Origin of the sequence: Nocardia sp. NPDC058633 (assembly GCF_042717045.1) — a bacterium.
Classification (GTDB): Bacteria; Actinomycetota; Actinomycetes; order Mycobacteriales; family Mycobacteriaceae; genus Nocardia.
Window position 1 is genome coordinate 1 of the sequence record NZ_JBHXRA010000027.1, and the last position, 13,260, is coordinate 13,260.

Annotated in this window: 12 protein-coding genes and 2 pseudogenes; 6 read left to right on the forward strand and 8 right to left on the reverse strand. The window is 68.0% G+C overall.

Annotation, left to right across the window (positions count from 1 at the left end):
- Positions 1 to 337 (reverse strand): annotated as a pseudogene (locus tag ACFWUR_RS27590) (hypothetical protein); the annotation flags it as partial.
- A 359-nt stretch (positions 338 to 696) separates the two neighbouring features.
- On the opposite strand from ACFWUR_RS27590, the gene ACFWUR_RS27595 reads away from it, so the two are divergent.
- From ACFWUR_RS27595 to ACFWUR_RS27610, 4 genes and pseudogenes are all read left to right on the forward strand, one after another.
- Positions 697 to 2,319: a DUF2207 family protein gene (locus ACFWUR_RS27595; RefSeq protein ID WP_378910689.1), complete on the forward strand. Its 1,623-nt coding sequence runs from the start codon at positions 697 to 699 to the stop codon at positions 2,317 to 2,319.
- Between the two features lie 206 nt (positions 2,320 to 2,525).
- Positions 2,526 to 3,512, forward strand: a pseudogene (locus ACFWUR_RS27600) (IS481 family transposase); the annotation flags it as partial.
- A 328-nt stretch (positions 3,513 to 3,840) separates the two neighbouring features.
- Positions 3,841 to 4,695, forward strand: coding sequence for a hypothetical protein (locus ACFWUR_RS27605; protein ID WP_378910691.1), 855 nt, complete (start codon positions 3,841 to 3,843; stop codon positions 4,693 to 4,695).
- A 110-nt stretch (positions 4,696 to 4,805) separates the two neighbouring features.
- Complete coding sequence (locus ACFWUR_RS27610; RefSeq protein ID WP_378910692.1) at positions 4,806 to 5,099, forward strand: hypothetical protein; 294 nt, start codon at positions 4,806 to 4,808, stop codon at positions 5,097 to 5,099.
- Here ACFWUR_RS27610 and ACFWUR_RS27615 read toward each other — a convergent pair whose 3' ends face one another.
- The 3 genes from ACFWUR_RS27615 to ACFWUR_RS27625 all read right to left on the reverse strand — a co-directional run bounded on the left by ACFWUR_RS27615 (position 5,100) and on the right by ACFWUR_RS27625 (position 6,991).
- Positions 5,100 to 5,918, reverse strand: coding sequence for an alpha/beta fold hydrolase (locus ACFWUR_RS27615; RefSeq protein WP_378910693.1), 819 nt, complete (start codon positions 5,916 to 5,918; stop codon positions 5,100 to 5,102).
- A 208-nt stretch (positions 5,919 to 6,126) separates the two neighbouring features.
- Entirely contained in the window at positions 6,127 to 6,690 is a 564-nt protein-coding gene (locus ACFWUR_RS27620) for a methylated-DNA--[protein]-cysteine S-methyltransferase (RefSeq protein WP_378910695.1), read from the reverse strand.
- Between the two features lie 37 nt (positions 6,691 to 6,727).
- Positions 6,728 to 6,991, reverse strand: coding sequence for a hypothetical protein (locus tag ACFWUR_RS27625; protein WP_378910696.1), 264 nt, complete (start codon positions 6,989 to 6,991; stop codon positions 6,728 to 6,730).
- Positions 6,992 to 7,053: 62 nt separating this feature from the next.
- Here ACFWUR_RS27625 and ACFWUR_RS27630 point away from each other — a divergent pair, with 62 nt between their 5' ends.
- Positions 7,054 to 8,553 carry a PLP-dependent aminotransferase family protein gene (locus ACFWUR_RS27630; RefSeq protein WP_378910697.1) on the forward strand — a complete coding sequence of 500 codons (1,500 nt, stop codon included), beginning with the start codon at positions 7,054 to 7,056 and terminating at the stop codon, positions 8,551 to 8,553.
- On the opposite strand, the gene ACFWUR_RS27635 is transcribed toward ACFWUR_RS27630, so the two are convergent.
- A complete protein-coding gene (locus tag ACFWUR_RS27635; protein ID WP_378910698.1) occupies positions 8,540 to 8,911 on the reverse strand; it encodes a hypothetical protein in 372 nt (123 codons plus the stop codon). The two genes, ACFWUR_RS27630 and ACFWUR_RS27635, sit on opposite strands and share 14 nt — an antisense overlap.
- A 78-nt stretch (positions 8,912 to 8,989) precedes the next feature.
- A complete protein-coding gene (locus ACFWUR_RS27640; RefSeq protein ID WP_378910699.1) occupies positions 8,990 to 10,087 on the reverse strand; it encodes a CaiB/BaiF CoA transferase family protein in 1,098 nt (365 codons plus the stop codon).
- 136 nt (positions 10,088 to 10,223) lie between these two features.
- Here ACFWUR_RS27640 and ACFWUR_RS27645 point away from each other — a divergent pair, with 136 nt between their 5' ends.
- The gene (locus ACFWUR_RS27645) at positions 10,224 to 10,706 is read left to right on the forward strand and encodes a DUF456 domain-containing protein (RefSeq protein WP_378910700.1); all 483 of its coding nucleotides are present in this window, start codon (positions 10,224 to 10,226) and stop codon (positions 10,704 to 10,706) included.
- 46 nt (positions 10,707 to 10,752) lie between these two features.
- On the opposite strand, the gene ACFWUR_RS27650 is transcribed toward ACFWUR_RS27645, so the two are convergent.
- Together ACFWUR_RS27650 and ACFWUR_RS27655 are read right to left on the reverse strand one after the other, a co-directional pair.
- A complete protein-coding gene (locus ACFWUR_RS27650) occupies positions 10,753 to 11,601 on the reverse strand; it encodes an amidohydrolase family protein (RefSeq protein WP_378910702.1) in 849 nt (282 codons plus the stop codon).
- Positions 11,602 to 11,761: 160 nt separating this feature from the next.
- Positions 11,762 to 13,150, reverse strand: a complete 1,389-nt coding sequence (locus ACFWUR_RS27655; RefSeq protein ID WP_378910703.1) for an FAD-dependent oxidoreductase — start codon at positions 13,148 to 13,150, stop codon at positions 11,762 to 11,764.
- Positions 13,151 to 13,260 lie beyond the last annotated feature (110 nt).

Below are 13,260 nucleotides of genomic sequence, written 5' to 3' on the forward strand. Positions count from 1 at the left end.
CCGTGATGCTGAGCGTCGGCGCCTCGAAGGGCAGGTTGTTCTCCGCCAGCAGCGGTTTCCACGCCGCTTCCAGGCACGTCGCGGCCGATTCGAAGAAGGCGCGTGCCGTGGCGACCTGGGTGCCCCACGGCGCGTAGTCGCACGATGCCGGAACCAGGGTGCCGTCGGAGTCGGTGAGCAGCGGGTTGTCGCCGGTCGCGGCGGGCGCGGTGCCGGGTTGCGGGGTGTAGGTGGTGGTGGGCTCGGGGCCGATCGCACCGATGCCGAGGTCGACGCCGGTCCTGACGGCGTTCCAGCCCAGGCCGCCGACTACCAGGAAGATGACAACCAGCAGCAACGTTGTGAACCCGCCACCGCGTTTCCGTGGTGGCGGAGGCGGCCTGCCCGGCGGACCGTAAGGCATCGGCGGCGGCCGGTATCCCGGCGGCGGACCGTACGCCGGACGCTGGCCGTACCCCTGCGGCTGTGCGTATCCAGGATGGGCCTGCGGCTGCGGATGACCTGGCTGCCTATATCCCGGTTGTGGCCGGTATCCCGGGGGCGGACCATAGCCAGGGGGTGGTGGAACCGGTCGTCCACCTGGACCATTCGGCCCATAACCGTACGGTGGTTGAGTCACTCCCCCGTACCCCCCTCGTCTCATGAGTCGTCGACAGCCGCTGACGCAGAATAGCAAGCTGTCTAGAGTAGGCACCCATGCTGACTTTTCGGGGGGGCGCCGCGGGCGCGCTGCTGCTCGCTGCGGCGGGGTTGTTCGTAGCCGCGCCGGTAGCCCACACGGAGCCCTCGACCACCGGTGTTTCGATCACCGCCGATCTCACGCTGACCGAAACCGGTGTGCTCGAGGTCATCGAAACTGTCGTGGTGCCCGCCGACGGGAATTTCACGATGTCGCTGCCGTTGCGCCTCAAGGTCGGTGACGATGTCGAGCGGGTCTTCAAGGTCACCGATGTGACCCAGAGCGGCTCCGGCACCGCGACCACCGTGAACGACCAGTTCGTCGTCGAGGCGAAGCCGGGCGAATCGAAGTTCACGTATACGGTGCACAACACCGTCTCCGACATGCCCGGCACGCAGGTGTTCCACTGGCTGGGCGTGCTCAATGCCGATATCGCCCTGCTCGATGTCTCGGTGATCAGCCCGAGCTTCCAGATGGGCATCGTGGACTGCAAACTCGGTTCCGCCGGCAATGCCAGGCCGTGCGCCGACGTCCACGTCGAACCCGACGGCGTGCTCTACCTGCACCAGACCGACCTGCGCAAGGGCGATGCCATCGACCTCACCCTGCAGATGCCTCCCGGCACCGTGCCCGCCAACGCCGATGTGCGTGGCGGAGGTACAGGAGCCTTCGCGTTCACCGCGCCCGTGTTCGCCGCCTTCGGCGCCCTCCTGCTGGCGTTGGCGGGCATGGTCGCCTATGTGCTGTTGGCGCGGAAGCGGGCCGCCGCCGCGCTCGCGGGCAGCGATGCCTTCGATCCGCTGATCGAGCAGGGTGGCCGTGTCGAGTTCACCTCCCCCGATGGTGTGCTGCCCGGCGAGGCGGGCCTGATCATCGACGAGCACGCCGACCCCGTCGACATCGCCGCCACCGTCGTCGATCTCGCCGTCCGGCGCTACCTGTGGATCACCCCGGTGAACGCGCGCGGCGAAGACGATTGGCGCATCAGCCGCGTCAACGCCCCCGACGACCAGCTGCGCGAGTACGAGCGCACCGTCTACGACATGCTGCTCCCCGAGGGCACCGACGCCGTCGCCGTCCGTGAACTGCGCGCACCCGGCCGCCTGCACCTCGACCCGATCCGCGCCGCCATGCGCAACGACGCCGTCGCCACCGGCGCCTTCGCCGACCCGAAACAGCGCGCCCTCCCCCGCTGGATCGGCGCCGCCCTGGTCGTCCTCGGCCTGATCATCACGGTCGCCCTGGCCCTGACCGCGGGCCACGCCCTGGTAGGTGTAGCCGTTGCCCTCGCGGGCGGAGCCGCGATCCTGCTGCCGAACTACCTCCCCACCCGAACGCCCCTCGGCGACACCGTCGCGGGCCGAGTCCGCGCCATGCACCGCGGCCTCGACACCGTCACCCGCGACCGCATCCCCCCCATCGACCAGGAAACGATCTTCTCCCGCGCCCTCCCCTACACGGTGATCAGCGGCCGAGCCGACAACTGGATCCGCACCTTCCGCGACATGAACCCCGCCGCGGACTCACAACCGGGCCTCTACTGGTTCGCCGGCTACGACCGAGACCCCAACCTCCACCGCTTCGCCGCCCAATTCCCGTTCTTCATCACGGCATTGGAAGGCGCGTTCAACCCACGCTGACCAGCCACCACCCCACTACAAGAAGCCACACCTCCCACCCCAAGCCTGTCCCCGTCTCTCTCCCCCGCCCCCGCACCCCCCCGCACTCCCGACCCTTAGGTGTGTTGACCACAGAGGTTGGTGACGGCGTGGCGAGCTGACAGGGCGAAGACCTCCGAGTGAGATGCGAGCTGTCTAAGGAACGCGTCTCTCAACGGAGGTCTTCAGTGACACACCGTAATGCACCCCTGACCGAACTCGGACGTCTACGACTCGCCCGCTGTGTCATCGACGACGGCTGGCCACTGCGCCGAGCAGCCGAACGATTCCAGGTCTCACCCACCACCGCCGCCCGCTGGGCCGCCCGCTACCGCCATCACGGTGTTGATGGCATGGCCGACCGGTCCTCGCGTCCTCACCACAGCCCGACTCGCACCCCGACCCACACCGAACGCCGCATCATCAAAATCCGTGTCCTGCGCCGGTGGGGACCGGCACGGATCGCTTACCTGCTGGGCCTGCATCCCTCGACCGTCCACCGAGTATTGACCCGCTACAAACTGGCCCGTCTGCGCTGGCTCGACCGCACAACCGGCACCCCGATCCGCCGCTACGAACACGACAACCCCGGCGACCTGATCCACGTCGACATCAAAAAGCTGGGCAATATCCCCGACGGCGGTGGCGCGTGGGCTCTCGGGCAGAAACTCGGACGCACCAACCGCACCCGATCGGCGGACAAGACCCTCGACAGCCGTGGCCACAGCCACGTGGGTTACAGCTACCTCCACAACGCCATCGATGACTATTCCCGCTTGGCCTACACCGAGATCCTGGCTGACGAACGAAAGGAAACCGCTGCCGGGTTCTGGCGACGGGCGCAGAAGTTCTTCTCCACCAACGGAATAACGGTCCGGCGGGTCCTGACCGACAACGGTCCTTGCTACCGATCCAGGGCCTGGGCCGAGGCGATGACCACGGCCGGGATCACTCACAAACGGACCCGCCCTTACCGGCCACAAACCAACGGCAAGGTCGAACGGTTCAACCGGACCCTTGTCGATGAATGGGCTTATGCCCGCGCTTACCGGTCAGAGACCGAACGCCGAACCGCGTTCACCGAGTGGCTGCATACCTACAATCACCACCGAGCCCACACCGCACTCGGTGGACACCCACCAGCCAGCCGCGTTCCCAACCTCACAGGTCAACACACCTATGGGTCGCGGGTGCGTGGTTGGGGATGCGTGGTTGAGGGTGCGTGGTTGGGGGTGTGGTTTGCGGGTGTGTAGAGGGGGTGTGGGTTGGGGGTGTGTGGTGGGGGTGTGGGTTGCGGGTGCGTCGCTGGGGGTTTGGTCATGACGGATTCGGTGCTGGTCGAGGCGGTGTTCGGGTGGTGATGTCTTGTCGCTATCGATTTGTGGCATACGGCTGGCAAACGTTATCGTTCGCGGGCGGCGCGCGGGGACGCGTCGTTTCCCTTGAACTGGTTAGTGGGTGTTCGGCGTGATCCGTCGGTCTGGAAATGAGCATTCTTCGACGGTGCGGCGGATCGCTCGCCCGATTGTCGGGGTTCTGCCGATGGCGTTGGCGGTCGCCTGTGCCGGTGTGGCTGTCGCGGTGCCGCAGCCGGGTGTGAATGTGGCTCCGGTGCAGCCGGGTGTCACCACCGAGGCGCCTGTCGATGATGGTGGTCGCTCCGATCTGGCGAAGTTCGATGGGCCGGACTCGCTCGGCCACCTGACGCCTCCGCGTCCGGAGTCGCGCCCGGTGCCGGAATACACCGCCCCGGCCCCGCCGATCGTGATCGAGGAACTGCATCTTCCCGAGCCGGTCGAGCCTGTGGCCCCGATCGCCCCGCCCGAGCGCACGTTGCGTGTCGGCGACTTCACCACCCCGGTCCCGGACGAGGTCCCCGATGACATCCTCGGCGGCGTCAACGGTGCCGCCGCCGAGGTCGAAGCCGCGATCGCCACCCAGGGCCGCTCGGTCGGCATCGACCCGAGTCGCTCGGACAAGATCGCCGCGGCGACCGTCGGCGGTGCGCTGGCCGGTGCCGCGATCGCCGGTGTTCCCGCTGCCGCGGTCGGCGCGGTGGGTGGCGGACTCGCCGGTGCGGCGGTCGGCGCGGGTGCCGGGTTCGTGGTCGGCGCGGTGACGACCGGCACCGCGGGCGCGATCATCGCGGCCGCGTCCGCCGTTCCGACGGGTGGCGTTGGCGCGGTCGTCGCGCTCGGTGCCGCCGCCGCGGCCACCGCGGGAGCCACGGGTGCCGGTGCTGCGATCGGGGCCGGGGTCGGTGCGGCCGCCGGTGCCGCCGCGCTCGGTATCCCGGCCGCGGTCGGCGGGGCTGTCGTGGGTGGCGTGCTCGGCAGCGGGTACGGCGCCACCCTCTGACCGGGCCCGAGCGAAAATGCCCTCCGGCCCGATCACCAGGCGAGCGCGGTCAGCGGGGCGTCGATCGCGAGGCCGGGGTAGCGTCGAAGCTGGTCGGATGGAGGTCGATGATGGCGGTACGTGGTGGGTTCGCGGCGGCGGCGTTGCTCGCGCTGGCGGTTCTGCCCGGGTGCGCTGCGCCGGATGCCCCGGCTCCGTCGCCGAGCGCCGCCCCGGCGACTTCGGTGTTGCCGCCGGCGCAAACCCTCGTCCCCGCGCAGCAGCGCAACGAGCGCATTCGCGGGATGCTCTATACCGTCGGGTGCAGCAGTAACAGCTGCGTGCAGGCCTACTTCGCCTGCCTGGACGGCTATCTCACCGGTGAGCCGTGCCAGTTCTTCCGCGATCACCCACCGCCACCCTGATCACCTTGTGCGGGTGAGGAATTTGCCCGCGGCCGGTGCGAGGATCGAGATCTTCGGGTTGTGGCTCACCCCGGCGAGTTCGGCGAACTCCGCGTTCGGCAGCACTTCGGCCGCGGCCTTGGAGCCCTTGATGAGCAGCGGCGCGGTCCGGTCGCCCGCGAGCACGAGTACCGGGACCCCGACCTCTTGCCAGTCGGCGGGGACGAGCCTTTTCCCGGTCATGTACGGCTTCATCACGGCCCAGTCGTGAGCCGTCGAATTCGACGTCGCCGCAAGCGTTTTCCAGAACGGCGTCATCCGCATCGCCGCCACCATGAGCAACGGCATCCCCATCGCCTTGGTCATGTAGTACCGCACGGTTTTCCCGCGCTTGCCCGCGGCGATCATCGGATGCAGCTCGGTTTCCAGATCCTTCGGCGGCACATGGCCTTTCGTGTCGACCACGAAGGGCGGCTCGAAGGCCACCACCTCGGTGACGCCGGGCACGGACTGCGCGGCCAGCAGCGCGAGCACGGCGCCGGAAGACCACCCGAACAGCGCCGCCTTGCCGCCCGCGACCTCGACCAGCGCCGCGATGTCGGCGATCTCGTTGGCCACGTTGTACACGCCGGGGGAGTCGGTGCTGTCGCCGCGTCCGCGCCGGTCGTAGTTCAGCACCGTCAGCCCGTAGTCGTCGGCCAGTGTTTGCGCGAGTTCGACCATCGTGGGGAACCCGCGGTAGCTGAACGCGCCACCGATCAGGATGACGGTCCCGGCGGTCCCTTCGCCGACCCGGTCGTAGGCAATCGTGGTGCCGTCGGCCGACGTCACAGTCTGCATGGGGAATTCCTCTCGATAACGGGCCGCCGGACTCGACGGTACGCGATCACCTCGACCGCAGGTCCGCACGGGTTTCGCGGACTCGACGGTTGGCCGGAGCCGGACGAGTTCGATCTTGTCGGTATAGACGGGGGCCGTCGCGAGAATTCATCGGTGGCACCGGATTCGGCAGGCCACACACGTGCCCGGCGCTGGACCGAGATGCTGATCAGAACAGCATCGGTTCGCCGAACCCCGGTGTCCGTTCGATCTCCAACAGTCGCGCTTTGGTGCCGATCCCGCCCGGCGCCGAGAAACCGTGCAACGCGTGATCGGCCGCGAGCACCCGGTGGCACGGGATGATGAGCGGAACAGGGTTGCGTCCCAACGCTTGTCCGACGGCTTGCGCGGAGCCGGGAGCGCCGACGCGGGCCGCGATCTCGCCGTAGCTGAGCGTGTGGCCCGGGTCGATCTCGCGCGTCACCGCGTACACCGCCCGATGGAATTCCGGCACACCACGCAGATCCACCTCGATCCAGCGCAGTGAGTCGAGCGCCCCGTCGAGGTGAGCGCGGATGCCGGCGATCGCCTCGACGATCACCGGCCCCGGCGCACTCTCCGGTACGGGAGCGCCATCGAACGGCCGGGTGATCCGGGCGAGGGTCTCCTCCTCGCTCGCCTCCGGTAGCTGGAATCGGACCACGGCGTCACCGTGCCAGGCGATCGCGCACAGCCCGATAGCGGTGTCGAACAGTGCCGAGACCACCGTCCCGGTCTGCGTCGAGTCACTCATGGCAACAGTGTGCGCCGACCCACCGACAAAGACACGCTCACGCGGCGATCGGCCCCCGCTGCGTGTCAGTCGGCGAATCGTCAAGGCCAGTTGCGGACAACTGGACCGCATCGTCCTCGGCCTCGTGCACCCGCATCGCATCCAGGTCCCGGAAGAGTCGCTGCTCGTCGTAAGTGTTGAAAGCCCGGTCATGCGGCAGATATTGGAAAGGCCAGAACGGTAGCTCACCCTTCTTGGGCGAGAAGTGGTAGACCGCCACCCCGAAGGCAACGGCAACGGCGATGGCAAGAAGACTGGTCATGCCAATAAGAATCCTCGCACTGGCCTTGCTTAGAAATATCCACCTGGGCAATACTGGTCTTTATGGCGACAAGAGTGATCGGCGCGGCGGGCCTGGCCAGAGACCTCGGCCGGTGGCGAGATCCCGACACCGACGGCGAATCCGAACGCCGCCCGCACCGGCCCGCCTATCTGGCCCTGGCCGAGGCCATCCGCCTGCTGATCCACGACGGTCGCGCTCCGCTCGGCGTCGCGCTGCCCAGTGAGCGCGATCTGGCGGGCACCCTCGGCGTCAGCCGTACCACCATCACCTCCACGTATTCGCTGTTGCGCGAACACGGCTACGTGATCAGTCGCCAGGGCTCGCGCAGCACCGTCGCGTTGCCGCCCTCGATCCAGCACGACGGCGCCAAGCCCAGCCGCGGCATCATGGCACTGATGGCGCAGCCGGAGCTGCCGACCATCGACATGACCTACGCGGCGATGCCGGCTTCGCCCGAGCTGCACGACGCTTATTCCACTGCACTGCAAGGTATTCCGTCCTACCTCGGAACCCACGGCATGGACCCGGTCGGCATTCTCGCGCTCCGCGAAGCGTTGGCCCGCCGCTACACCGCCCGTGGCCTGCCGACGGAACCGGAACAGATCCTGGTAACTCTCGGTGCGCAGCACGGACTTCGGCTACTGCTCAACGTGCTCGCCTCTCCCGGTGCGCGAGTCCTCATCGAGCACCCGTCCTATCCCAACGCCATCGAGGCCATCCGCGATGTCGGCGCCCGCCCCATCCCGATTCCGTTGCGACCCGAATTCCCCGACGCGGGTTGGGATCTCAAGGGCCTGCGCAGTACTGCGCGGCAAACCGCGGCCACCCTGGCCTACCTGGTTCCAGACTTCAACAACCCCACCGGCCTGCTGCTGGGCGCCGAAGGCCGCGCCGAGCTGGCCGCTATCGCCCGCGACACCCGGATGACCGTCGTCGTCGACGAGTCGATGGGCGAACTCAACCTGTCGGACACGACGATGCCGCCACCGGTCGCCGCGTTCGCCAAGGGCTCCGAGATCATCTCGATCGGTTCGGCGTCGAAGTCGTTCTGGGGTGGCCTGCGCGTCGGCTGGATCCGGACCAATCAGCCCCTGATCGCCAGGCTGCTCGGCATCCGCTCCACCGTCGACCTCGGCACCCCGGTGATGGATCAGCTCGCCACCGTTCACCTGCTAGAGAACGCCGAACCCATCCTCGAACGGCGCCGCCAACAGCTGCGCACCCAGCGCACCGCCCTGCTCGACGCCGTCGCCGAGGACCTGCCCGGCTGGCACATCGCGGTTGGTGCCGGGGGCATGTCGGTGTGGGCTCAGCTCCCGAGCCCGGTCTCCACCGCGCTGGCCGCCACCGCCCCCAACCACGGGGTGTTGCTCGCCGCCGGACCCCGTTTCGGCGTCCAGGGCGCCTTCGAGCGTTTCGTTCGACTGCCCTACACCCACCCCGAGGCCGACCTGCGCATCGCCGTCAAATCCATCGCCGCCGCCTACGACGCCCTCACCCCTCGCGCCGCCGACCCACTCCAGCCGCTCACCTGCTACTGAACGCGCACGGGTTGTGGCCCGTGGTTGCTTGCTCGGGGCGGACGGTTTCGTACCCCGCCCCGAACATGAACAGCACCGATGCCACCAACCCCACCGCGGTCAGCGGCACCGCGACCCCGGCGCGTTCGGACGGATAGCGAAACAGCAGCACCAGCAAACACAGCAGCGAGATCGCGGCGGCAAGGAGCAACCCGGTCGCGAGTCCGTTCAGCACACTCACCATCACCGGCACCGGCGCCTCACTGTGGCAACGGTTTTCGGCGGTCTCGGCGTTTCGGCCGTCGAAGAGTCCTTCAGCCAGGAGGAAGCACAGCACTGCGGCTCCGAAGGTGGTGACCGCGATGAGGGCGGCGAGCACCTTCGGTGGCGTTCGAGCGGTTCGGATCCTCGGGTGGCCGTCGATAGGGGAGAACTTTACCGACGACCACCCGGTAAATCAGTCAGCCCAGACCGTTTCGATCGGTGTCGCGATGGTCGGCGGGGGAGTGGGCGTGCCGCCGGGCGTGCGCGAGAAGCGCGGCGCGGGCGCGTGCTGGACCACCCCGTCGATCTCGATCAGGCCGGTACGGGCCACGATGTGCGGGTTCTCGGTGGCCTCGGTGAAGGTCAGCACCGGCGTGGTGCAGGCGTCGGTGCCGTCGAAGATCGCGGCCCACTCGTCGCGGGTCTTGGTCAGGAACTTGTCGGTGAACAGCTTGCGCAACTGTTCCTGACCGTTCGGGTCGATCTGCATCGGCAGACCTTCCGGATCGATCTCCAACCCGGCCAGCAGTTCGGCGTAGAACTGCGGCTCGATCGCGCCGACGGCCATGTACTTGCCGTCGGAGGTCTCGTAGGTGTCGTAGAACGCCATGCCGGTGTCGAGCAGGTTGGTGCCGCGCTCGTCGGACCACAGGCCGACCCCGCGCATGCCCCAGATCATGTGCGACAGGGAAAGCGCCCCGTCGATCATCGCGGCGTCGATCACCTGGCCCTTGCCGGAACTCTGCCGCTCCACCAGCGCGGCGAGTACGCCGAACACCAGGAACATCGAGCCACCGCCGAAGTCGCCGACCATGTTCAGCGGCGGTACCGGCCGCTCGCCTTTGCGCCCGATGGCATTGAGCACACCGGTGAGCGAGATGTAGTTGATGTCGTGTCCCGCGCGATCGGCGAGCGGGCCGTGCTGGCCCCAGCCGGTCATCCGGCCGTACACCAGGCGCGGGTTGCGGGCCAGCACATCGTCCGGCCCGAGGCCCATGCGTTCGGTGACGCCGGGACGGAAGCCCTCGAGCAGCACGTCGGCCTTCTCGACCAGGTCGAGGATTGCGGCGACATCGGCGGGGTCCTTCAGATTCGCCTCGACGATCGTTCGCCCACGCCACTGCGGGCGTTCCATGAAGCCGGGCAGCTGGTTCGGGCGCTGCACGCGCACCACGTCGGCACCGAGGTCGGCCAGTAGTAGCGCGGCGTGCGGGCCCGGCCCGATGCCGGCCAACTCGATGACCTTGATGCCCGCGAGGGGCCCCTGCTTGGCGGTGGACTCCGTGCTCACGCGGCGGACCTCAGTTCGTATCAAAGAATCGGTACGGTATTGACACTCTGACAATAGCGCTGGGGTGGCGGCTCGGGTAGAGCATGGGCGAGAATTCGCACGAGCGCGACTCGGCGCGGCAACGGGAGGACCGGTAGTGAGCGTGTGGGGTGAGGTCGTTGTCGGCCTCGTCGTTCTGGTCGGCATCGTCGGCGTGATCGTTCCGATTCTGCCGGGGGTGATCCTCATCTTCGCGGCGATCGCGGTGTGGGCGTTCATGACCGGCGGCACGACGGCCTGGACAGTGCTGGCCATCGCGACCGTCGCACTGGTGCTGTCCGGCGTCGTGAAGTACACCTGGCCGGGCAGGCGGATGCGCGAAGCCGGGGTGTCCAACCGTGCCCTGCTGGCCGGTGCGGTGCTCGGCATCATCGGCTTCTTCGTGATCCCGATCGTCGGCCTGTTCATCGGCTTCGTCATCGGCGTGTACCTGGCCGAGCTGTACCGCCTGAAGACCAACGACCTGGCCTGGCCCGCGACGCTGCACGCGCTCAAGGGCGTCGGCTTGTCGATGCTGGTCGAGCTGTTCGGCGCGCTGATCGCCGCCGGAGTGTGGTTCACCGGCGCGATTTTGAGCTGAGTAGAGGCGCAGGCGGACACGCCGGGTCGAGCCAGCTGGGAACCGACTACTCGACGACCGGCAACGGGCGGGTGTGCTCGCCCGCGCCGGGCAGTTGGTTGCGCGGGATCGGGATGGTCGGATTCTCCGCGCGGGGCGGCACCGGTTCCGTGCGGCGCACCGCGGGCAGCCGGTAGAACTCGCGGGCGTTGTCCTCGAGCACCGCGTGCACGTCCGCCCCGACCACCTGGGAGATCAGGTCCACATCGTGGTCCTCGAACGGTCTACCGGCGCGCGTGCCGGGTAGATCGCTGCCGAACATCAGCGCACCCGGGTTGACCGTGTGGATGCGCCGCAGCGTTTCGGCCACGTCCATCTCGACCCGGCCGAACCCGGTCGCCTTCACCCGCGCGCCGCGGTCCACGAGATCGAGCAGATAGGGCAGACCCTCCTCGGACATGCCGAGATGGTCGATGGAGAGCGCGGGCAGCTTCGAGATCACCGGTTGCAGCGAGGCCAGCATCTGACCGTCGATGTAGAGCTCGACGTGCCAGCCCGCCAGTTCGTGCGCGCGTAGTGCCTGCAACGTCATCTCGGTGATGTCGGCGGCGGCACGCTTGAGGTTGAACCGCAGGGCTCGCACGCCTGCCTTGTCCAGCTCGAGGATCTCGTCGTCGGTGGCGTCGAGATCGAGTCGGGTCACACCGACCCAGTCGGGACCGAGTGCGGACAGTGCTGCCTTCAGATATGTCTGATCCACGCCTTGGAAAGACGCGCTGACGACAGCACCGCCGCGAACGTCGAAGTGCCCCATGCGCTTTCGATAGTCATCGATCACGTAGGGCTCGGGGAGATATCCTTCGTTCTCGATCAGCGGGAACCGCGGATCGATGATGTGGACGTGGGCATCGAACACTTGTACAGAATGCCCTATCTTCGGCGCGCTGGCGCGCTCGCGTTCGCGGCCCCACCGGGACGGCCGCGGTCCGCCGCTTCGCGGCGGACCCTCCTCGAGGTCGGGTCGTGCGGGGCTGGGAGTGCGGTCATGGCGGACCTATGGTGTGGTCGGCGGCAGCTCAGGCCTTGTTCGGTTCGGACGCGCGCAGCATGTCCTCGCGCTCGACGACCTTCACGCGCTCACGGCCTTCGGGCTCGCCGAGTGCGCGCTCGTGGGCGTCGAGGCGGTACCAGCCGGCCCAGGTCGTGAACGGGATGCCCTTGCCCTCGAGGAATTCGGTGACGGCGTCGAGCTCGGGCTTGGGGGCCGGTGCGAAGGACTTGGCGTCGTCGAGCAGGCAGGCGATGGTCTCGTTGGCGTCGCCCTTGGTGTGGCCGATGAGGCCGACCGGGCCGCGCTTGATCCAGCCGGTCACGTAGGTGGCGGGCATGAACCGGGCGTTGCCCTCGGCGGTGTCGTCGGAGATCACGCGACCGGCCTCGTTGGGCACCGTGCCCGCCTGATCGTCGAACGGCAGCTGGGTCACGTTCTGCGACAGGTAGCCCACGGCGCGGTACACGGCCTGGATGTCCCAGTCGGTGAAGTTGCCGGTGCCCTTGACGTTGCCGGTGCCGTCGAGCTGGGTGCGCTCGGTCTTCAGGCCGACGACCTTGCCGTCTTCGCCGAGGATTTCCGAGGGGGACTCGAAGAAGTGCAGGAACAGCTTGTGCGGGCGGTCGCCGTGATCGCGGATGGCCCACTGCTCCAAGGTGTTGGCGACCATGTCGACCTGCTTGGAGTTGCGGCGCGCGGCTTCGGAGCCCTCGTCGTAGTCGATGTCCTCGGGATTGACGATGACCTCGATCGTCGGCGAGTGATCCAGTTCGCGCAGCTCGAGGGGCGTGAACTTGGCCTGCGCGGGTCCGCGACGACCGAAGACGTGAACCTCGAGGGCCTTGTTGCCCTTGAGTCCTTCGTAGACGTTCGGCGGGATCTCGGTCGCCAGCAGCTCGTCACCGGTCTTGGCCAGCACGCGCGCGACGTCGAGGGCGACGTTGCCGACACCAAGGACCGCGACCTTCTCGGCCTCGAGCGGCCAGGAGCGCGGCACGTCGGGGTGGCCGTCGTACCAGGACACGAAGTCGGCGGCACCGTAGGAGCCGTCGAGGTCGATGCCGGGGATGGCCAGCGCGCGGTCGGCGTTGGCGCCGGTGGAGAAGATGACCGCGTCGTAGAACTGGCGCAGGTCGTCGAGGGTGATGTCGGTGCCGTAGTCGATGTTGCCGAGCAGGCGCACCTGGTCCTTGTCGAGGACCTTGTGCAGGGCGGTGATGATGCCCTTGATGCGCGGATGGTCGGGGGCGACGCCGTAGCGGATCAGGCCGAAGGGTGCCGGCATGCGCTCGTAGAGGTCGATGCTCACGTCGGCATCGGACTTCATCAGGGCGTCGGCGGCGTAGATACCGGCCGGTCCCGCGCCCACGATCGCAATGCGAAGCGGGCGAGTAGCTGCACTCTGTTCGGTCATGTCTACGCGCACCCTTTGGTCGAGAACTGATTTGACGGCGTCGACTTAGCTTAGGCTAAGTCGATTATCCGACTTACTGGCAGCTGCCATCGACGTCGGCAGCAGCCGCA

Bases quoted from the DNA above. Each gene is read 5' to 3' on its own strand.
- ACFWUR_RS27620 (WP_378910695.1), bottom strand. From the start codon at position 6,690: ATGAGTGACTCGACGCAGACCGGGACGGTGGTCTCGGCACTGTTCGAC.
- ACFWUR_RS27610 (WP_378910692.1), top strand. From the start codon at position 4,806: ATGGCGGTACGTGGTGGGTTCGCGGCGGCGGCGTTGCTCGCGCTGGCG.
- ACFWUR_RS27625 (WP_378910696.1), bottom strand. From the start codon at position 6,991: ATGACCAGTCTTCTTGCCATCGCCGTTGCCGTTGCCTTCGGGGTGGCG.
- ACFWUR_RS27595 (WP_378910689.1), top strand. From the start codon at position 697: ATGCTGACTTTTCGGGGGGGCGCCGCGGGCGCGCTGCTGCTCGCTGCG.
- ACFWUR_RS27655 (WP_378910703.1), bottom strand. From the start codon at position 13,150: ATGACCGAACAGAGTGCAGCTACTCGCCCGCTTCGCATTGCGATCGTG.
- ACFWUR_RS27615 (WP_378910693.1), bottom strand. From the start codon at position 5,918: ATGCAGACTGTGACGTCGGCCGACGGCACCACGATTGCCTACGACCGG.
- ACFWUR_RS27630 (WP_378910697.1), top strand. From the start codon at position 7,054: ATGGCGACAAGAGTGATCGGCGCGGCGGGCCTGGCCAGAGACCTCGGC.